This window comes from Streptomyces sp. NPDC047061 (genome assembly GCF_040643955.1).
Classification (GTDB): Bacteria; Actinomycetota; Actinomycetes; order Streptomycetales; family Streptomycetaceae; genus Streptomyces.
In genome coordinates this window covers 70021-87852 of record NZ_JBEYVI010000043.1, presented here as the reverse complement: position 1 = coordinate 87852, position 17832 = coordinate 70021, and the positions used below count along the sequence as shown (strand labels likewise).

The 17832-nt window shown below is 73.0% G+C and carries 16 protein-coding genes; 9 read left to right on the top strand and 7 right to left on the bottom strand.

All coding sequences use genetic code 11. The annotated features are described in order from the left end of the window. Nucleotides 1-21: 21 nt before the first annotated feature. Nucleotides 22-1245: a serine hydrolase domain-containing protein gene (locus ABZ887_RS41395; protein WP_361302150.1), complete on the bottom strand. Its 1224-nt coding sequence runs from the start codon at nucleotides 1243-1245 to the stop codon at nucleotides 22-24. Between the two features lie 408 nt (nucleotides 1246-1653). On the opposite strand from ABZ887_RS41395, the gene ABZ887_RS41390 reads away from it, so the two are divergent. The 3 genes from ABZ887_RS41390 to ABZ887_RS41380 all read left to right on the top strand — a co-directional run bounded on the left by ABZ887_RS41390 (nucleotide 1654) and on the right by ABZ887_RS41380 (nucleotide 3025). Further along, on the top strand, nucleotides 1654-2079 hold the full coding sequence (locus ABZ887_RS41390; protein ID WP_361302187.1) for a PPOX class F420-dependent oxidoreductase: 426 nt from the start codon (nucleotides 1654-1656) through the stop codon (nucleotides 2077-2079). Between the two features lie 118 nt (nucleotides 2080-2197). Continuing rightward, nucleotides 2198-2608, top strand: coding sequence for a VOC family protein (locus ABZ887_RS41385; RefSeq protein WP_361302147.1), 411 nt, complete (start codon nucleotides 2198-2200; stop codon nucleotides 2606-2608). A 75-nt stretch (nucleotides 2609-2683) separates the two neighbouring features. Continuing rightward, complete coding sequence (locus ABZ887_RS41380; RefSeq protein WP_361302144.1) at nucleotides 2684-3025, top strand: VOC family protein; 342 nt, start codon at nucleotides 2684-2686, stop codon at nucleotides 3023-3025. On the opposite strand, the gene ABZ887_RS41375 is transcribed toward ABZ887_RS41380, so the two are convergent. The 3 genes from ABZ887_RS41375 to ABZ887_RS41365 form a co-directional block, all read right to left on the bottom strand. Beyond that, a complete protein-coding gene (locus tag ABZ887_RS41375) occupies nucleotides 2922-4142 on the bottom strand; it encodes a glycosyltransferase (RefSeq protein ID WP_361302141.1) in 1221 nt (406 codons plus the stop codon). The two genes, ABZ887_RS41380 and ABZ887_RS41375, sit on opposite strands and share 104 nt — an antisense overlap. Before the next feature lie 86 nt (nucleotides 4143-4228). Next, on the bottom strand, nucleotides 4229-5551 hold the full coding sequence (locus tag ABZ887_RS41370) for a nucleotide sugar dehydrogenase (RefSeq protein ID WP_361302138.1): 1323 nt from the start codon (nucleotides 5549-5551) through the stop codon (nucleotides 4229-4231). Nucleotides 5552-5640: 89 nt separating this feature from the next. Further along, nucleotides 5641-7062 carry a glycosyltransferase family 4 protein gene (locus ABZ887_RS41365; RefSeq protein WP_361302136.1) on the bottom strand — a complete coding sequence of 474 codons (1422 nt, stop codon included), beginning with the start codon at nucleotides 7060-7062 and terminating at the stop codon, nucleotides 5641-5643. Nucleotides 7063-7163: 101 nt separating this feature from the next. Here ABZ887_RS41365 and wecB point away from each other — a divergent pair, with 101 nt between their 5' ends. The 5 genes from wecB (at nucleotide 7164) to ABZ887_RS41340 (ending at nucleotide 13898) form a co-directional block, all read left to right on the top strand. Then, nucleotides 7164-8273, top strand: a complete 1110-nt coding sequence (gene wecB / locus ABZ887_RS41360; RefSeq protein WP_361302133.1) for a UDP-N-acetylglucosamine 2-epimerase (non-hydrolyzing) — start codon at nucleotides 7164-7166, stop codon at nucleotides 8271-8273. Then, the gene (locus tag ABZ887_RS41355) at nucleotides 8270-8920 is read left to right on the top strand and encodes a methyltransferase domain-containing protein (protein WP_361302130.1); all 651 of its coding nucleotides are present in this window, start codon (nucleotides 8270-8272) and stop codon (nucleotides 8918-8920) included. The genes wecB and ABZ887_RS41355 overlap by 4 nt, the downstream gene beginning before the upstream one ends. Further along, complete coding sequence (locus tag ABZ887_RS41350; protein ID WP_361302128.1) at nucleotides 8920-10734, top strand: hypothetical protein; 1815 nt, start codon at nucleotides 8920-8922, stop codon at nucleotides 10732-10734. The genes ABZ887_RS41355 and ABZ887_RS41350 overlap by 1 nt, the downstream gene beginning before the upstream one ends. Then, nucleotides 10731-12917 carry a glycosyltransferase gene (locus ABZ887_RS41345; protein WP_361302125.1) on the top strand — a complete coding sequence of 729 codons (2187 nt, stop codon included), beginning with the start codon at nucleotides 10731-10733 and terminating at the stop codon, nucleotides 12915-12917. Before ABZ887_RS41350 ends, ABZ887_RS41345 begins: the two co-directional genes overlap by 4 nt. 258 nt (nucleotides 12918-13175) lie before the next feature. Beyond that, the gene (locus tag ABZ887_RS41340) at nucleotides 13176-13898 is read left to right on the top strand and encodes an alpha/beta hydrolase (protein ID WP_361302122.1); all 723 of its coding nucleotides are present in this window, start codon (nucleotides 13176-13178) and stop codon (nucleotides 13896-13898) included. Between the two features lie 9 nt (nucleotides 13899-13907). Here the strand turns inward: ABZ887_RS41340 and ABZ887_RS41335 are convergent, their stop codons facing one another. Next, complete coding sequence (locus ABZ887_RS41335) at nucleotides 13908-14792, bottom strand: fatty acid desaturase (RefSeq protein WP_361302184.1); 885 nt, start codon at nucleotides 14790-14792, stop codon at nucleotides 13908-13910. Between the two features lie 382 nt (nucleotides 14793-15174). Between ABZ887_RS41335 and ABZ887_RS41330 the strand changes: the two genes are divergently transcribed. Then, a complete protein-coding gene (locus ABZ887_RS41330) occupies nucleotides 15175-15480 on the top strand; it encodes a hypothetical protein (protein ID WP_361302119.1) in 306 nt (101 codons plus the stop codon). A 65-nt stretch (nucleotides 15481-15545) separates the two neighbouring features. Here the strand turns inward: ABZ887_RS41330 and ABZ887_RS41325 are convergent, their stop codons facing one another. Both ABZ887_RS41325 and ABZ887_RS41320 read right to left on the bottom strand, forming a co-directional pair. Next, a complete protein-coding gene (locus ABZ887_RS41325; RefSeq protein WP_361302181.1) occupies nucleotides 15546-16841 on the bottom strand; it encodes an MFS transporter in 1296 nt (431 codons plus the stop codon). Nucleotides 16842-17128: 287 nt separating this feature from the next. After that, nucleotides 17129-17794: a TetR/AcrR family transcriptional regulator gene (locus tag ABZ887_RS41320; RefSeq protein ID WP_361302116.1), complete on the bottom strand. Its 666-nt coding sequence runs from the start codon at nucleotides 17792-17794 to the stop codon at nucleotides 17129-17131. Nucleotides 17795-17832: the final 38 nt, after the last annotated feature.

Sequence of the window (17832 nt, the reverse complement as noted above, 5' to 3'; positions counted from 1 at the left end):
GGGCGCGCGTTCGAAGGACGCTCAGTCCAGGATCGACTCGTGGACCAGCCGGCGCAGCTCCGGGAAGATCTTCAGGGTCCTCGGCCGGACCTGGGTGTGGAACTGCACGGTCAGGTCGTTGGCCGGGTCCACCCAGAACGCGGTGGTGGCCGCGCCGGTCCAGCCGTAGGTGCCGGGGCTGCTGGGGGCGAGGGTGCGGTCCGGGTCGACCACCACGGAGACGCCCAGGCCGAAGCCGAGCCCGTCGTTGCCGGGTTCCCGGTGGACCGGGGCGCCGTAGGTCCGCAGATCGGCCCCGCCGGGCAGGTGGTTGCTGGAGAGCAGCCCCACCGAGGCGGGCGACAGCAGCCGGACGCCGTCCAGTTCGCCGCCGCGGCGCAGCATCTCCATGAACCGGTGGTAGTCGTACGCCGTCGCGGCGAGGCCGCCGCTGCCGGACAGGAAGCGGGGGCGGCCCCGCAACGGCAGGCCGGGGATCGCCTCGATGGCGCCGCCCTCCGTCTCGCCGTACAACTCGGAGAGCCGGTCGGCCTGTTCGGGCACGATGTGCAGGCCGGCGTCCGGCATGCCGAGCGGGCGGAAGATCCGGTCGGCGAAGAACTCGTCGAGCCGCTGCCCGGAGACCACCTCGATGACGCGGCTGAGCACGTTGAAGCCGACGGAGTAGTTCCACTGGGTGCCCGGCTCGAACTGGAGCGGCATGCGGGCGTACACCGCCATCGTCTCCGCGAGGTCCGCGCCGGCCGGCACCGAGAACTCCAGGCCCGCCTCGCGGTACCGGGCGTCCACCGGGTGCGTGTGGTAGAACGCGAAGGTCAACCCGGCGGTGTGGGTGAGCAGATGACGGATCCGGATCGGGCCGTCGGCCGGCCGGGTCACCATGTCGTCGCCCGCACCGGACACATGGACCCGCGGGGCGGCGAACTCCGGCAGGAAACGGTCGACGGGGTCGTCCAGGGACAGCAGCCCGTCCTCCACCAGCAGCAGCACGGCGACCGCGGTGACCGGCTTGGTCATGGAGTAGATCCGCCAGATGGTGTCCGGCTCGACCGGCAGTCCGGCCGCGCGGTCGCGGTGGCCCTGCGTGGTGAGGTGGGCGACCCGGCCGCCGCGCGCCACGGCCACCAGGTAACCGGGCAGGCGCCCTTCGTCGACGAAGTGGGCGAAGTGCTGGTCGAGGCGGTCCAGCGCCTTCACGTCCAGCCCGACCTCACTGGGGTCGACTTCCTGTCGCAGCTGTGCCATCGCTCTCCTCCGGTCGTGTCGTCCGCGGTGCGGTGCGACCTCGGACCTCATCGTCGCGCAGGAAGTGGGGAACGGTCCCGCTCATCCGCGTGTGGTGTGACGGACGCTATAGAAGAGACACCGGAAAGCGGACGCTCGGCGCCGTCGCGGCCGAGGACCGGAGTGGTGCGGCGGGTCACGACGGTTCCCCAGCTGGTATGTGCCCGCGATGTCCCGCGCGGACTCCGGGCACACCCCGGTCGGCGCGGCGACTTGTGCGCCCGGCGCGATCGTACCGCCGCCCGGCGGCTCCGCTCCGCGCACGGCCGGGCCGGTGCGGCCCCGGCGTGCGAGGGCCGGGAGGAGGTGGAGGAGGGCGGGGAAGCGGAGGAGGGAATGCGCGACGGACGCGGCGGGGTTGCACCGGACATGACCCAGGACGCTCTTCTGAAGCTGCTCGCCGAAGGCCACGACGGGGTGCTGGTCACCCTCAAGGGCGACGGACGCCCCCAGCTGTCCAATGTCAACCACGCGTACTACCCCGATGAGCGGACCGTGCGCGTCTCGGTCACCGACGGCCGCGCCAAGACCGGCAACCTGCGCCGCGACCCCCGTGCCTCCTACCACGTCACCAGCCCAGACCGCTGGGCCTACACGGTCGCCGAGGGCACCGCCGAACTCTCGCCGGTCGCCGAGGACCCCTACGACGCGACCGTCGAGGAGCTGGTCCGCCTCTACCGCGACGTCCGCGGTGAGCACCCCGACTGGGACGACTACCGTGCCGCGATGGTCCGCGACCGCCGGCTGGTGCTGCGGCTGCGGGTGGAGCGGGCGTACGGCGTGCCGCGCGCCTGACGGCCACCCGGGCGACGGGCCCTAGGACCCATGGCCGAGGGCGATCGGCCGATGGCCGCGCGTGGTCCGGAAACCTAGGCTGCCGATCAGGAAACGGCAGCTCGGGAATGAGGTCACGATGTCCGTCAACGGTCGCAGTCACATCCGGATCGCCCGGCCCTCCCGGGACCTGGCCGCGGCCGAGCGCTTCTGGGTGCGGGGGCTGGGGCTCGGCGTGGTGTGGCGGGCCGAGGCCGGGCCGGAACCCGGCGAGCACGACCTGCTGATGATGGGCTGGCCGGACGCCGGCTGGCATCTGGAGCTGGTGCACGAGCCCGCCGGGCCCGTCGAGCCCCGGCCCACCGAGGAGGACCTGCTGGTCGTCTATGTCGACGGACCGGTGCCGGAGGACCTGGTCGCCCGGCTGGAGGAGCACGGCGGCAAGCGGGTGCCCTCGCCGAACCCGTACTGGAACCGGTGGGGGGTCACCGTCGAGGACCCGGACGGGTACCGGCTGGTGCTCTGCGAGCGGGGCTGGTCCAACGCGTAGGCGCCTGGACGGTCCGACACGTGGGCACGCGGGCGGTGCTTGCCGCCCGGCCCGCCGGTCGCTAGCCTCCCGCGCGTGATCAATGGGGCACATGTGGTGATCTACACGCGCGACGCCGAGGCGGACCGCGCCTTCCTGCGGGACGTGCTGGGCTGGCCGCACGTCGACGCCGGGCACGGCTGGCTGGTCTTCCGGCTGCCGCCGGCCGAGGTCGCCTGCCATCCGGCCGACGGCGAGCCGTCGCACGAACTGATGCTGATGTGCGACGACCTGGACGAGACGGTCATCGAACTCACCGGAAAAGGCGTCGAGTTCAGCCGACCCGTCCAGATCGCGGCCTGGGGCCGGGTGACGGGCTTCCGGTTGCCGGGCGGAGGCGAGGTCGCCTTGTACGAACCGCGTCACCCGCGCGCCTAGTCCCGGTCCCGGTGTCCTCCCGCACCCACGTCTCCAGCCACTGGGTGAACTCCGCCGCCTTGTCGGGCCAGTTGAAGTGGGTGAGGGCCGCCTCGCGGCCGCGCTGGGCCGCGGTGTGGCGCAGGATCGCGTCGGTGCTCAGCCGGCGTATCGCCTCCGCCGCCGCCCGCGGATCCTCGTAGGGGACGACGAGCCCGCAGCCGTGCTGCTCGACCATGTCCGCGGCCAGCGGGGTGGGGGTGGTGATGACGGGGACGCCGTGGGCCATGTACTCGACGACCTTGGTGGGCCGGGAATGGCGGTAGTTGGGCTGGTCGTGGAGGAGCGAGAGGCCGGCCAGGGCGCCCGGGAACAGGGCGAGGGCACGGTCGTTGGGCAGGAAGCCGTGCCAGCGCAGGATCCCGTCCCGGTCGGCGGCCGTGAGCGCGTCCCGGACGTCGGGGTCGGCCGCGCCGGCCACCTCGACGCGCAGGCCGGGGCCCAGGTGCCGGGCCGTCTCTATCAGGTCCAGCGCGCCGCGCGCCCGGGACAGGTGGCCGACGTAGACCACCCGTTCGGTGCCGGGTGGTTCGGGTGCCCCGGTCGGGGCGGTGGTGAAGTTCGGCACCACGGGGTGGGGGCGGCGGAACCGCTCCTGGTAGGCGTCCTCGGCGAGCAGCAGCCGCAGATGGCGTTCCGCGAGCCGTTCGGCCGCGCGGACGGCGATCCGCAGCGGTGGGCGCAGCGGCCCCGGCACCCAGCGTTTCATGGCGAGCGCGGCCGCGGTGTCCTCGTGGACGTCCCAGACGACCACCGGACCGGTGCCGGACCGCCGCCAGCGGCGCAGGGTGCCCGGGAGGGTCAGCAGCAGTTCCGGGTCGTGGAGCAGGACGAGGTCCGCCTCGTGGCCGCGTTGGGCCAGCAGGGTCCGGGCCGCCCGCACCGCCGTGCGGCGGCTGCGGCCCACCGCGCGGGGCAGGTCGATGCCCTCCAGGTCCGGGCGCGGCCGTACCTCGCGGGCCGAGAACGGCGCCGCGTAGACCACGTGGTGCCCGCGGTCCCGCAGCGCGCCGATCTGCCGGTGCAGGATGCGCGCGTCCTCGGGGTGGTGGACGACGGTGACGACGAGTATCCGCATCTGAGCGCCTTTCGACTCCGCGGCCCGGAGCCCTTCGACTCCGGTCCGCGGAAGGGGAGTTGCCACAGAGGTCCGGCAGCGGCCGGTTACAGCACCTCGACGCCGGGCCGGAAGATCCGCCCCCGGGTGTCGAAGAGCAGGCGGGCCTCGTCGCCGAGGGCCGGGAGGTCGTACACGGAGTGGTCCTGGAGCAGGATCGTCAGGTCGTGCGAGCGCACGGCGGCCATGACGTCGGTGACCCGCGGCACGCCCTCCCCGTCCACGAACCAGGCCTGCACGAACGGGTCGTGGAAGGCGATCTCCGCCTCCCGCTCCCGCAGCAGCCGGGCCACCGGCACCGCCGGCGCCTCGCGCTGGTCGGCGACGTCCGGCTTGTAGGTGACGCCGAGGAGCAGCACCCGGGAGCCGTGCAGCGCACGGCCCTCGTGGTTGAGCAGGTCCTGGGCGCGCCGGACGACGTACTCCGGCATATGTGCGTTGATCTCCCGGGCGAGTTCCACGAACCGGAACTCGTAACCGATCGAACGCACCTTGTAGGAGAGGTAGTTGGGGTCGATCGGGATGCAGTGACCGCCCACCCCGGCGCCCGGCCGGAAGGCCTGGAAACCGAACGGCTTCGTCCCGGCGCAGCGGATGGCGTCCCAGACGTCGACGCGCAACTCACGGCAGAGAATGGCCAGTTCGTTGACGAGGGCGATGTTGACGTGCCGGTAGGTGTTCTCCAGGAGCTTGGCCATCTCGGCCTCGCGGGTGCCCTTGGCCTGCACGACCGTGTCGACGAGCTTGCCGTAGAAGGCGGCTGCCTTCGCCGCGCACGCCGGGGTGCAGCCGCCGACCACCTTCGGTGTCTCGCGCAGCCCGTGGGTGGAGTTGCCGGGGTCGATGCGCTCCGGCGAGAAAGCCAGTGCGAAATCCTCGCCGGCCCGCAGCCCCGACTCCTCCAGGAGCGGCTTGACGACCTCCTCGGTGGTGCCCGGATAGGTGGTCGACTCCAGGACGACGAGCCGTCCGGGGCGCAGCCGGCCCGCCACCGCCCGCGCGGCGGAGGTCACCGCGCCCAGATCGGGGCCGCCGTCCTCGCTGAGCGGGGTCGGCACGCAGATCACCACGGTCTGCGCGCGGGCCAGGCACTTGTCGTCGGTGTACGCGGTGAACCCGGCCGCCCGCATCCGGGCGACGTCCTCGTCGGAGACGTCGTCGACATGGGAGTGGCCGGCGTTGAGGCCCTCCACGACCCGTGGGTCGAGGTCGAGCCCGGCCACGCGCAGGCCGACCAGCGACGCCTCCCGCGCGAGCGGGAGTCCGACGTAGCCGAGCCCGATGACGGCCAGTTCGAAACTGTCGGGCTGTTCCTCATCCCCGAGCGATGCGCTCGATTCCCCGAGCGGTACGGCCTTTTCGACCTGCATAGGGATTCACTCCGCCCTCGACGGCAGCAACGGCAGATGCCGTATGGATCCGAAGAGCCCGGACGGTGAGCGGTTCCGGGCGCGGGGTCTCAGACACATCCAAGAGTGCGATAGGCCTCTCGGGTCGTGGCAGCGACCCGTTTCCAGGTGCGTTCACGCGCCACCAGCGCGTGGGCGGATGCTCCCCATTCATGCCGCCGTTTTCGACTGTAGAGCAATACTTCGAGAGCTTCTGCCCAAGCTTGCGGAGATTCAGGCGTGATTAGCCGCCCGTTCACTTCGTCTTTCACCAGTTCTCGTAGGGCTGTGACATCACTGGCCGCCACGGGGATACCGCTCGCCATCGCTTCGACCGGCTTGAGTGGGGTGACCAGATGGCAGACCCGTTCGTCCGTGCGCGGCACCGCGAAGACATCGAGAACCGCGTGGTAGGCGCGCACTTGGCGGTGCGGCACGCGGCCGGTGAACAGGACGACGCCGGCCCCGAGCCCGAGCCGTTCGGCCAGCGCCTGGAGCCTGCCGCGCTCCGGCCCGTCCCCGACGATCAGCAGCCGCAGCGGGACACCCCGGCGGCGCAGTTCGGCACCCGCATGGAGCAATGTGCCGATTCCCTCGTGTGGAGTAAGGCTGCTCACGGTGCCCACCACGTAGTCGTCCGCCGCGATGCCGAGCCGGGTGCGCAGTTCCGCCCCGTCCGGCGGCGGCGCGAGGAAGGCGTCGTCCACCGCGTTGGGCACGATCAGGACCCGCTCCTCGGGCACCCCGCGGGCCACGATCTCGGCCTTCATCGCCGTGCCCAGCGTCAGCACCAGATCGGCCCCGCGCATGCAGTACGTCTCCAGGGCGCGCCGGGCCCGGTACGTCGCGTCGTCCGCGGTGCGGCCGGGCGCCTGGGTCAGCCAGGTCTCCTCCAGGAACCCGCGCACCTCGTACACGACCGGCAGCCGGTAGGTCTCCCGCAGGGCCAGCGCCACCCGCCCGTTCCCGTGGTCGGTGGCCGCGTGCAGCACCGCCGGCCGCAGCCGCTCGACCAGCCGCCCGGCCAGCTCGGCGTTGCGGGCGAGAACCGCCGCCTGGCCGTACGGCAGCCCGTACGGCAGCAGCCGGTGCTGCGGCACCCCGTTCACGATCTGCAACGGACGGGCGTCCAGGACGCCCTGCGCCACCGGGAACCCGATACGGGTCACCACGTGCGGATCGAGCCCGGCGGCCCGCTGGGCCTCGGCGAGGGCCTGGGTGCGCACGGTGTAGCCGGCGTGCTTGAACGGCAGCCCGTTGGTGACCAGATGGAGCACCCGGCCGGGCGTGGGCCGTACCGCCCGCCCGGCGGGCGCCGGTACCCGGGCCGGGGACGGGCCGGCGGTCGGCCCGGCCGCGCGGGCCCGGGCGGCGAGCCGTTTCTCGACGGGTTGCAGCCCGCTCCGCACCCGCCCCGGCAGCAGCCGTACGCCGAGCAGCGCGGCCCGGGCGGGGTCGTGCCGCAACTCGCCCCAGGCGACGGATGCGGCCAAGCTGATTGCACGGGGGAAGCGATGAACACCACGCGGCAGGTGCCGGGACGGACGTCGGGCCATGTCGCCAAGGTAGGCCGACAGAGCGGAGAACGTACGACATGAACGGCCGCGTACTCCATGTCGTAGGGACCAGGCCGAACTTCGTGAAGGCCGCGCCCGTGGTCGCCGCCCTGCGCGCGACCGGGCACGACCAGGTCCTGGTGCACACGGGTCAGCACTACGACGAACGGATGTCGCACATCTTCTTCCGGGAGCTGGGCCTGCCCGCCCCGGACACCGACCTCGGCGTCGGCTCCGGCAGCCACGCCCGGCAGACCGCCGACCTGCTGGTGGCGCTGGAGGGCGAGCTGCTCGCCCGCGCCCCGGCCCTGGTCGTCGTCTACGGCGACGTGAACTCCACCCTGGCCGCGGCCCTGGTCGCCGCCAAGCTGGGCATCCCGGTCGCCCATGTCGAGGCGGGCCTGCGCAGCTTCGACATGGCGATGCCGGAGGAGGTCAACCGGCGCCTGGTCGACCAGTTGGCCGAGCTGCTCTTCGTGACCAGCCCGGAAGCCGTCGGGCACCTCGCCCGCGAGGGCGTGGACCCGGGCCGGGTGCACTTCGTCGGCAACCCCATGATCGACACCCTGCTCACCCATCTGGAGCATTTCGACCCGGCCGCCGCCCGCGCCGCCCACGCGCTGCCCGAGCGGTACGGCGTGGTCACCCTGCACCGGCCGGCCAACGTCGACGACCCCGAGGCCGCCGCGGCCGCCGCCCGCGCCCTCACCGAGGCCGCCGGCCACCTCGACCTCGCCGTCCCCCTGCACCCGCGCGGCCGCGAGGCGCTGCGCAGGGCCGGCCTCGCCGACGCGCCCGGCATCCACCTCCTCGACCCGCTCGGCTACGTCGAGTTCATGGGCCTGGTCCGCGGGGCCGCCGTCGTGATCACCGACTCGGGCGGCGTCCAGGAGGAGACCACCGTGCTCGGCGTGCCCTGTCTGACGCTGCGCACCACGACCGAACGCCCGGTCACCGTCACCCACGGCACCAACCGCCTGGTCCGGCACGGCGAACTGGTGCCCGCCCTGCGCAAGGTCCTCGACGGGCAGCCGGCGGCCGACCCCGAGGGACCACCGCTGTGGGACGGCAAGGCCGGCCCCCGGATCGCCCGCGTGCTCACCGAGTGGCTGGAGTGCCACGACCACCGAGTGGCTGGAGCGCCATGACTGACGCCACCCGTACCCACACCGCCGCCCCGCTCACCTACTGGGACACCCGGCACCGCGAACGCGACGACCTCGCCTCCGGCGGCCACATCGGCCTGGACCGCCCCGGCAACGAGATCTTCTACGCCATCCGGCTCGGCCAGCTCCTCACCCTGATCGGCGACCTGTCCAGCCCCGCGTCCCCGCTCTTCGTCCTCGACGCGGGCTGCGGCAAGGGGCACTTCGCCCGCTCCCTCGCCCGCTGCGGCCACCACGTGGACGCCTTCGACGCCAGCGAGGCGGCCGTCACCCACGCGCGGGCCGAGGGCGGCGGCCCCCGTTACGCCGTCTCCGCCCTCGACGAGTGGCGCAGCCCCTGGCTCTACGACGTGGTGCTCTGCGTGGACGTCCTCTTCCACGTCCTGGACGACGCGCGGTGGGCGGCGAGCCTGCGCAACCTCGCCTCACTCGTCCGGATCACCGGCCGCCTGATCGTCACCGACGAGCACATCGACGAGCCCGTCCCGCGCGGCGACTACATCCTGCACCGGCCGATCGCCGCCTACCGCGAGGAACTCGAACCGCTGGGACTGAGCCACACCCACTTCCGGCCCTACGGCTTCCGCGAGAACCGGGTCGGCTTCCATGTCTTCACGAGGACCCGCTGATGCGCCTGACCGATCTGCTCCACCCGCACCTGGACGACGTGACCTCGGTCGTGGACGCGACCGGCGGCGGCCTGCGTCTGGACCCCTATCTGCACCTCCCGCCGGGCGTCGGCCTGACCCGGCACGAAGAGCTTGTCGGGCAGGGCGAGCTGATGCTCCTCTGCTACGGCCCCGACCCCTCCCTGCACGGCGACGAGGCGGACTGCCTGGCCGCGCTGGAGCGGATGCGGCCCGGCGGCCGCGGCCTGATCGTCTTCGGCCACCCCGGCACCGACCTGCCCTACCACCGCCTCCTCGACGCCCTGGTGGCACACCGCTGCCAGGTACTGCACGCCGCCTCGCTCGGCTACACGCACCTGCACGCCGGCGCGGTGTTCGCGTGCACCGAGGAACTCCTGCCGCCGCACGACTGGTTCGGCCACCCGCTGCCGGCCGACGGCTTCGCCACCGCCCTCCGGATCGCCGACGAGTACGTCCTCGCCGACTTCGTCTCCCGCTCCCAGCGGGCCCGCCTGATCGACCTGGAGCGGGCGGCCGAGGAGAGCGCCCGCGCCCTGGAGACCGCCCGCGAGGACGGCCTCGCCGAACGGCTCGCCGCCGCCGTGCGGGACAAGGAACAGCTCACCTCCGCGCTGCGCCGGGCCCGGGAACGGACCGGTGTACTGGAGGCGCGGGTGACCATGCTGGAGGGCTCCACCTCGCTGCGGGTCGGCAAGGCGCTGGTCTCCGCGGCCCGGTCCCCGAAGCGCCGCGCGGCCCGGCTGCCGGGGGAGCTGTACGGGCTGTGGCGGCAGCGGAAGGCCAAGGGCGGCCCGACCGGCTCCCGTCCCCGCGTCGTCGCCCCCGCGCCGGAGTCGCAGGCCGACGACCGCTTCCACCTCTCCCACCGGGCCATGTCCGTGGCGCCCCGCGACCGGCTGGTCCTCACCGGCGTGCTCACCGACCGCACCGCCCGGGACTTCGCGGCGGACGCCGTGGTCGCCCGGGTGCTGCCGCACGACGGGCGGCTGCTGGTCGAGCGCACCGACCCGGACGTCTTCCTGGTCCAGCTGAGCGCATGCGCGGCCGAGGACGGCGCCTGGTCGCTCACCGGCACCGGACTCGCCCCCGACCTGGACCGCCGGCTGGCCGAACTGGTCGACCAGGCACGGGGACTGGGCCGCGCGGCCGTGCTGTGGCGGGACGGCCCCGCGTCGTCCGCCCCTGGCCTGTCCCTGCTGCCCTGGGACACCGTCCTCGACGGCGACACCGGGACGGCGCTCTGCCGCCTCGACCCGGTCACCGACGGCCGGGACCGGCTCCGGGACGTCTTCCTGCAGGACAGCACCCGGCTCCGGCTGGCCCGGCTCGCCGCCCTCACCGGCGGCCCCGACCCGCTCGCCGAACGCCGGATCGCCGTCCTCGCCGCGCCCCGGGACGCCACCGACGTGGCCCGCCTCGTCGCCCAGACGCTCGGCCAGCTGCACCGGCCGGCCGAGGTGATCGTCCCCGACCCGGCGGGCCTCGCCCTCGACGAACTCACCGCGGCCTCGGTCGCCGTGCACGCCGGACCGCCCACCGCACCCTGGGTCGCCGACTGGACGGACCTCACCGAGGACCGCCCGGACACCCTGCTGCTCGACCTGCTCTGCGCCCAGGAGTTCTCGGGCGCCGACGCGGTGGGCCACACCCCCGCCGCCGACGACTACGCCTTCGTACCGGCCCTGAAGCCGCTGCTCGTGCGCCGGTCGCTCCTCGACTCCGGCACCCCGCCGGACAGCTGGTCGCGGGCCGGGCACCGCCTGTTCGCCGTGCGTGGAAAGGAACCGTCATGACCCGCACCCTGAGGGCGCTCGTCTACGGCGACGTGGACCTCAACCTCATCGACGGCTCCGCCGTCTGGGCCCAGTCGACGGTCCAGGCGCTGTCCCGCGCGGGCTGCCGCACCCGCCTCGTCCTCAAGGCCCCGGTCGAGACCGGCCGGCTGACCGACCCGCTGGCCGGACTGCCCGGCGTCACCGTGGTCCGCCCGTACGAGGAACACCTCGTCCCCGGCCAGGGCGCGCACCCCCTCTCGCCCTTCCAGGCCTCGCAGCTGCTCGCCCGGCTCGACGCGGAGGAGCCCTGCGACCTGCTGGTGCTGCGCGGCCGGCGGCTGGTGAAGCAGATCGTCGGCGACGGCGCCTTCGAGGGCCGGATCTGGGCCTACCTCACCGACATCCCGCAGTCCCCGGCCGAGATGACCGAGGAGGCCCGCGCCGACCTCGCCCGCATCGCCACCGCCTCCCGGCAACTCCTCTGCCAGACCGAGGAGTTGCGCTGCTTCCTGGAGGCCTGGGTGCCGGAGGCCTGCGGCCGGTCCGTGCTCTGCCCGCCCGCGGTGCCCGAACCGGGCTTCCCGGTGCCCGGGCGCAACGGCCTGCACGATCCCGTACGCCTCGTCTACACCGGCAAGTTCGCGCCCCGCTGGAACACCCTGCCCATGACCCGGCTGCCCGCGATGCTCGCCGAACGCGGCATCCGGACCGAACTGCACGCCGTCGGCGACAAGATCCACAAGGATGCGGCCCACCCCGGCTTCGACAGCGCCATGGCCGAGGCGCTGCGCACCACCCCCGAGGTCGTCCACCACGGCGGCGTGCCGCGCGAGGAGGCCATGCGCCTCGCCGCCGACTGCGACCTCGGCCTCGGCTGGCGCGCCGCCTCCCTCGACGCCAGCCTCGAACTCTCCACCAAGGTCCTGGAGTTCGGCTCCCTCGGCCTGCCCGTCGTGCTCAACCGCACCCCCGCCCACGAGGCCCTGCTCGGCGCCGACTACCCCCTGTTCGTACCGGGCACCGCCACCCTCGTGGACGCGGTGGACGCCGTTTCCCTCGCCGTACGGGACACGGCCGCCCGGCACCTCGCCGCCGACCGGTGCGCGGCGGCCGCCCGGGAGTACACCATGGAGGCCGCGGCGGCCCGCTGGCGCGGTCACCTCGACCGCGCCTTCCCCGCCGCGCCCGCCGCCGTCGCCACCCGGGCCCGCCCGCTGCGGGTCGGCGTGGCCGGCCACGACCTGAAGTTCCTCACCCGCCTCCTCGACCACCTGCGCGCGCTGCCCGGCCTCGACGTCCGGATCGACGCCTGGCCCGCGCTCGCCCAGCACGACGCGGCCGCCAGCCGTGAACTCGCCGACTGGGCCGACGTGGTGGTCGTCGAGTGGTGCGGCCCGGCGGCGATCTGGTACAGCCGCCACAAGCGGCGCGGCAGCCGGCTGATCGTGCGCCTGCACCGCTTCGAACTCGACGCCGGATACCCGCGCCAGGTCGACATCGACAACGTCGACCGGGTGGTGTGCGTCAGCCCGTACTACGCCCGCGCCACCCGGGACCGCACCGGCTGGCCCGCCGCGAAGATCACCACGATCGGCAACTGGGTCGACGTCGACCAGCTCGACCGGCCCAAGGCGCCCGGCGCCCGCCACCGGCTCGGCATGATCGGCATCGCGCCCAGCCGCAAACGCCTGGACCTCGGCCTCGACGTCCTCGAAGCACTGCGCGCCCGCGACCGGCGCTGGCACCTCTCGGTCAAGTCCAAGCCGCCGTGGGAGTACTGGTGGATCTGGAACAAGCCCGAGGAACGCGAGCACTACGAGGCGATCCTGCGCCGGATGCAGACCTCGCCGCTGCTCGAAGGGGCCGTCGTCTTCGACCAGTTCGGCCCCGACGTGCCCAACTGGCTACGCCGCATCGGCCATGTGCTGTCCACCAGCGACGACGAGAGCTTCCACCTCGCCCCGGCCGAGGGCATGGCCTCCGGCGCCGTACCGGCGCTGCTGCCGTGGCCGGGCGCGGACGAGATCTACGACCGGCGCTGGATCCACGACACCCCCCAGGCGATGGCCGACGCGATCGCCGGACTCGCCGAGCAGGAGGACTGGCAGTCCGCGGGGGCGACCGCCCGTGCACAGGTACGGGAGGGGTTCTCGCTGGAGCGGGTGGCCAGGGACTGGACGGAGCTGCTGGTGTCGGCCTGAAAAACCCGGCACCGTGGCAGGCCCCGGGCGAAGGAGGTGCGGGGCCCGTCCGGATCGGAAAGAAAACCCGTTGGCGGATCGGAAAAAAACCCGTTGGCGGACCGCGGCGACCGCTGCTACCTTTCCGGAGGCCGTGCGAGAGAACGAGGAGGTGGTACCCGTGAACGCAGTTTCGACATGGGTGCTCCCCTCCGGGGTCACGGTCGGACGTTAGGTCGTCCGGGAGCGCCACTGAGAGCCCTCCCGAAAGGCACGACCGTGCACTTCACTTCCGAACAGCACCTCGACGACGGCGTCATCGAGCGCGAGTTCACCCTCGGCGAGATCCCCGGCACCCTGTGGACGCCCGGATCCGCCGCACCCGCCCCGCTGATCCTCATGGCCCACAACAACGGCCTGCCCAAGAGCCAGCCCCGGCTGGTGGCCCGGGGCCGGCACACCGCGGCGAACGGCTACGCGGTGGCCACCATCGACGCCGCCGGGTGCGGCGACCGGCCCCGTTCCGTCGCCGACGAGCAGGCCCGCGCCGGCCTCCGCCGGGCGATGCAGGCCGGCGAGCCGGTCGACGAGATCTTCGAGTCCCTCGTCGGCCCGCTGGTCGAACAGGCCGCCCCGGAATGGCGGACCACCCTGGACGCCCTCCTCGGGCTGCCCGAGGTCGGCGGCCCGGTCGGGTACTCGGGGTGGATGGCCCTCGGTATCCGGCTCGCGGTGGCCGAGCCGCGCATCGCCGCCGCCGGCTTCTTCGCCGGCGGGTTCGTGCCCCGCGCCCAGCGCGAGGAGGCCCGGCAGGTCACCCTGCCGCTGCTGATGCTGCTGCAGTGGGACGACGAGGGGAACCCCCGGCAGCGGGCCCTGGACCTGTTCGAGGCCTTCGGGACCAAGGAGAAGACGCTGCACGCCAATCTGGGCGGGCACACCGGCACCCCGTGGTTCGAGGGTGAGGACGCGAACCGGTTCTTCGGCCGGCACCTGAAGTGAGGCCGGGCGTCAGGCTGCTGACTCCGGCCGGCCGGCCGGCTCGGGCAGCAGCCTGGCGCCGAGCCGGTCCGCGCTCGGCCAGCGCACGTCGTAGGCCCAGCCCAGCTTCTCGAACACCCGGATGAGACGCGCCGACGGGTCGATCTGGCCGGGCAGCACACCGTGCCGGGCGCCTGTCGGGTCGGCGTGGTGCGAGTTGTGCCAGCTCTCGCCGAAGGACAGCAGCGCGAGCGGCCAGAAGTTGGTGGCCTTGTCCCGGCTGGCGAACGGGCGCCTGCCCGCGACGTGGCAGACCGAGTTCACCGACCAGGTGACATGGTGCAGCAGTGCCATCCGCATCACGCCCGCCCAGAAGAACCCGGTCAGCGCACCGGTCCAGGTGCCCGTGACCAGTCCGCCGACCAGTGCGGGGGCCAGCAGCGAGACGACGGTCAGCGGCCCGAAGAGACGGCCGACGACGCGCAGGTCGCGATCGGCGGCGATGTCGGGCGCGAACCGGGCCCGGTTGCTCAGTTCACGCTTGAGCATCCAGCCGATGTGCGCGTGCAGCAGCCCCTTGAGCAGCGCGCGGGTGTCGGTGCCGAAGCGCCAGGGCGAGTGCGGGTCGCCCTCGCGGTCGGCGAAGGCGTGGTGGCGGCGGTGGTTCGCCACCCACTGCACCGGCGAGCCCTCCACCCCCAGCGAGCCCGCGACGGCCAGGGCGATGCGCAGACCCCGCCTGGCCTTGAACGAGCGGTGGGTGAAGAGGCGGTGATAGCCGACCGTGAGGCCGAAGCCGGAGACCAGGTAGGCCACCACGGCCATGGCGACGTCCAGCGCGGACAGGCCCCGCCCCCACACCAGCGGCACCGCGACCATCAGGCCTACCAGGGGGCCGATCACGAAGATCCACATCGCGATGCCCGCCGCGGCGGTCTGCGGGGCGTCGAGCAGCGGCTTGGCTCCGGCCGCGAGGTCGGTGTCGCCTTCGGTGACGGCCTGTTCAGGACGGTCAGCTGTGCTCGGGCTCATCGGTTCCCCGCCGTTGCTCGAGGGTGTCGGACCCGGTGCCGGACCGACCGGGAGAAGGCATGCGCCTGCGCTGGAGAGAGTGCTCGGCGGCCTACGTCCCACGATCGCACCGAACGGCATCCCCGCAGGTCATCGCTCATGTCCAGGGTGTGAACGGCGCGGGACCAAATCTCCCTCGGCCGGGCCCCGGGAACGCTTGATCTCAAGTGCGCTTGAGGTTCTAGAGTCGAGTCCGCTGACGCCGATTCAGGGGAGGGGAACGGTCATGAGGACACTGGTGCTCGGAAGGACGCCCGCCAGGGTGACGGCCGTGCTGGACACGCTGCGCACGGACGGCTTCGACGCGGAGGGGGTGAGCACCGACGAGGAGGCCCGGAAGCTGCTGGAGACCGGGGAGTTCGGGGTGCTGATCATCGGCGGGGGCGTGGGGCCCGAGTCCCGGGCCGCGTTCAAGGAGCTGGCCGCGGGACACCGGGTGCGGCGCGTGATCGACGGGGCGTTGCGGGAGCCGTTCGACGCCTACGTACGGCGGGAGTTCGAGCCGCTGATCCGGGAGGCGGCCGAAGGATGACGGCTGCCGTCCGCCCGGGCGCCGGCCCGGGCGGACGTATGTCTGTTCCTCCTCGCGCGAGCGGCTCAGGCCGTCACGGTCTCCGGCCGGGACGCCTCGCGGGGAGTGCGTGACCCGAGGTCCTCCGTGGCCACCGTGTGGGTCTCGCGGGCGGACAGCGCGGCGATCACCGGCGGCACGCACAGCGCCGCCGTGAACAGGGCCACCGACGACCAGTCGTCGCCGCCCGGACCCGCGATCTGCGCCGCGAAGGTCACCGCGAACCCGGCCACCGCGAACCCGATCTGGGTACCGATCGCCATGCCCGACAGCCGCACCCGGGTCGAGAACATCTCGCCGTAGAAGGACGGCCAGACACCGTTCGCCGCGCTGTAGACGACACCGAAGGCGACGACCCCGAGGAGCATGATCAGCGGGTAGGAGCCGGTGGAGATCGCCCACAGGTACCCGAACATCGCCACCGCGCTGCCCACCGCGCCGATCAGGTACACCGGCCGCCGGCCGATCCGGTCCGACAGCGTGGCCCACGCCGGGATCGCGCCCAGCGCCACCAGGTTCGCCAGCGCGCCGACCCACAGCATCGACGTCTTGGACATCCCGACCGAGTCGCTCGTCGCGTACGCCAGCGCCCACACCGTGAAGATCGTGCTCACCGAGGCGATCAGCGCGCCCCCGATCACCCGCAGCACATCCGCCCAGTGGTACCGCAGCAGCGTCACCAGCGGCAGCCGTACGACGCCCTCGCCCGCCGCCTGCTCGGCGAAGGCCGGGGTCTCCTGGAGCTTGCGCCGGATGAACCAGCCGGCCACGGCCACCGCGACACTCAGCCAGAACGGCACCCGCCAGCCCCAGGACATCAGCTGGTCCTCGGGCAGCTGGGAGACCGCGATGAAGACCAGGGTGGCGATCAGCTGGCCGCCCTGGGTGCCGCTGAGCGTGAAGCTGGTGAAGAAGCCGCGCCGGTTCGGCGGCGCGTGCTCCAGACTCATCGAGCTGGCGCTGGCCTGCTCACCGGCGGCCGAGATGCCCTGCAGCACCCGGCACAGCACCAGCAGCACCGGGGCGAGGCCGCCCACCTGGGCGCGGGTCGGCAGGCAGCCGATCAGGAACGTCGACAGGCCCATCAGCAGCAGCGTGAAGACCATGATCTTCTTGCGGCCGACCCGGTCCCCGAAGTGCCCGAGGAACAGCGCGCCGACCGGGCGGGCCGCGTACGCCACGCCGAACGTGGCCAGCGAGAGCAGGGTCGCGGTGGCCGGGTCCGAGTCGTCGAAGAAGACCTTCGGGAAGACCAGCGCGGCCGCGCTGCCGTAGATGAAGAAGTCGTAGTACTCCAGGGCGCTGCCGATCCAGGCGGCCATGGCGGCCTTCTTCGGCTGGCCACCGGGTGGTACGGCGGTGGCGGCGGGCGGGGCGGGGACGGACACGGCGGTGCTCCTTCGGGGAACTCCAACGTAAGCGGAGTGAGCGGCGGGGGAGAAGGCCGGATCCCAGGGATGACGGGGTCGGCGGACCAGGGGGCCGGGTGCTAATTAACCCACTGGGTAGTTAGTCGCGATGGGTACGGATGTTGCGCTCGCGTTTCCCCGGTGTCAAGAGGTCGTGCCGACCCCGTTCTGCCGCGTCGGGTGTTCGCCGCCCGGCGCGGTCAGTCCGCCACGCGCTCCGCGGTGAGGTAGGCGATCACCATGTCGCCGAGCATGGCCCGGTAGTGCGCGCGCTGCGCCGGGTCCACCAGGTCACGGCCGAAGAGGGCGCCGAAGGTGTGCCGGTTCGCCACCCGGAAGAAGCAGAACGAGCTGATCAGCGCGTGCAGGTCGACGGCGTCGACATCGGCCGTGAACAGGCCGGACTCCTGCCCGGCGGCCAGGATCCGGCGGATCACCTCGAGCGCCGGCGAGCCGATCCTGCCGAGCTTCGCGGAGGCCGCGATGTGCTCGGCGCCGTGGATGTTCTCGATGCTGACCAGGCGGATGAAGTCCGGGTGCTGCTCGTGGTGGTCGAAGGTCAGCTCGGCGAGCCGGCGGATTGCCGCGACCGGGTCCAGGTGCTCGACGTCCAGCTGCTGCTCGGCCTCGCGGATCACGCCGTACGCGCGCTCCAGGACCGCCGTGAACAGCTGCTCCTTGCCGCCGAAGTAGTAGTAGATCATCCGCTTCGTGGTGCGGGTGCGGGCCGCGATCTCGTCGACGCGGGCCCCGTCGTAGCCCGCCCGGGCGAACTCCTGCGTGGCCACGTCGAGGATCTCGGCCTGGGTGCGGGCGGCGTCACGGAGCCGTCCGTTGGTCTGTGCCGGTTCGTCGACGCTGGTCATCGGGTTCCTATCGGGTTCCTTCGAGGGGCAGGCCGGTG

Coding starts and splice junctions, on each gene's coding strand:
- wecB (WP_361302133.1), top strand. CDS start 7,164: ATGAACGGCCGCGTACTCCATGTCGTAGGGACCAGGCCGAACTTCGTG.
- ABZ887_RS41395 (WP_361302150.1), bottom strand. CDS start 1,245: ATGGCACAGCTGCGACAGGAAGTCGACCCCAGTGAGGTCGGGCTGGAC.
- ABZ887_RS41390 (WP_361302187.1), top strand. CDS start 1,654: ATGACCCAGGACGCTCTTCTGAAGCTGCTCGCCGAAGGCCACGACGGG.
- ABZ887_RS41320 (WP_361302116.1), bottom strand. CDS start 17,794: ATGACCAGCGTCGACGAACCGGCACAGACCAACGGACGGCTCCGTGAC.
- ABZ887_RS41370 (WP_361302138.1), bottom strand. CDS start 5,551: ATGCAGGTCGAAAAGGCCGTACCGCTCGGGGAATCGAGCGCATCGCTC.
- ABZ887_RS41375 (WP_361302141.1), bottom strand. CDS start 4,142: ATGCGGATACTCGTCGTCACCGTCGTCCACCACCCCGAGGACGCGCGC.
- ABZ887_RS41325 (WP_361302181.1), bottom strand. CDS start 16,841: ATGGCCGCCTGGATCGGCAGCGCCCTGGAGTACTACGACTTCTTCATC.
- ABZ887_RS41350 (WP_361302128.1), top strand. CDS start 8,920: ATGCGCCTGACCGATCTGCTCCACCCGCACCTGGACGACGTGACCTCG.
- ABZ887_RS41355 (WP_361302130.1), top strand. CDS start 8,270: ATGACTGACGCCACCCGTACCCACACCGCCGCCCCGCTCACCTACTGG.
- ABZ887_RS41345 (WP_361302125.1), top strand. CDS start 10,731: ATGACCCGCACCCTGAGGGCGCTCGTCTACGGCGACGTGGACCTCAAC.
- ABZ887_RS41385 (WP_361302147.1), top strand. CDS start 2,198: ATGTCCGTCAACGGTCGCAGTCACATCCGGATCGCCCGGCCCTCCCGG.
- ABZ887_RS41330 (WP_361302119.1), top strand. CDS start 15,175: ATGAGGACACTGGTGCTCGGAAGGACGCCCGCCAGGGTGACGGCCGTG.
- ABZ887_RS41335 (WP_361302184.1), bottom strand. CDS start 14,792: ATGTGGATCTTCGTGATCGGCCCCCTGGTAGGCCTGATGGTCGCGGTG.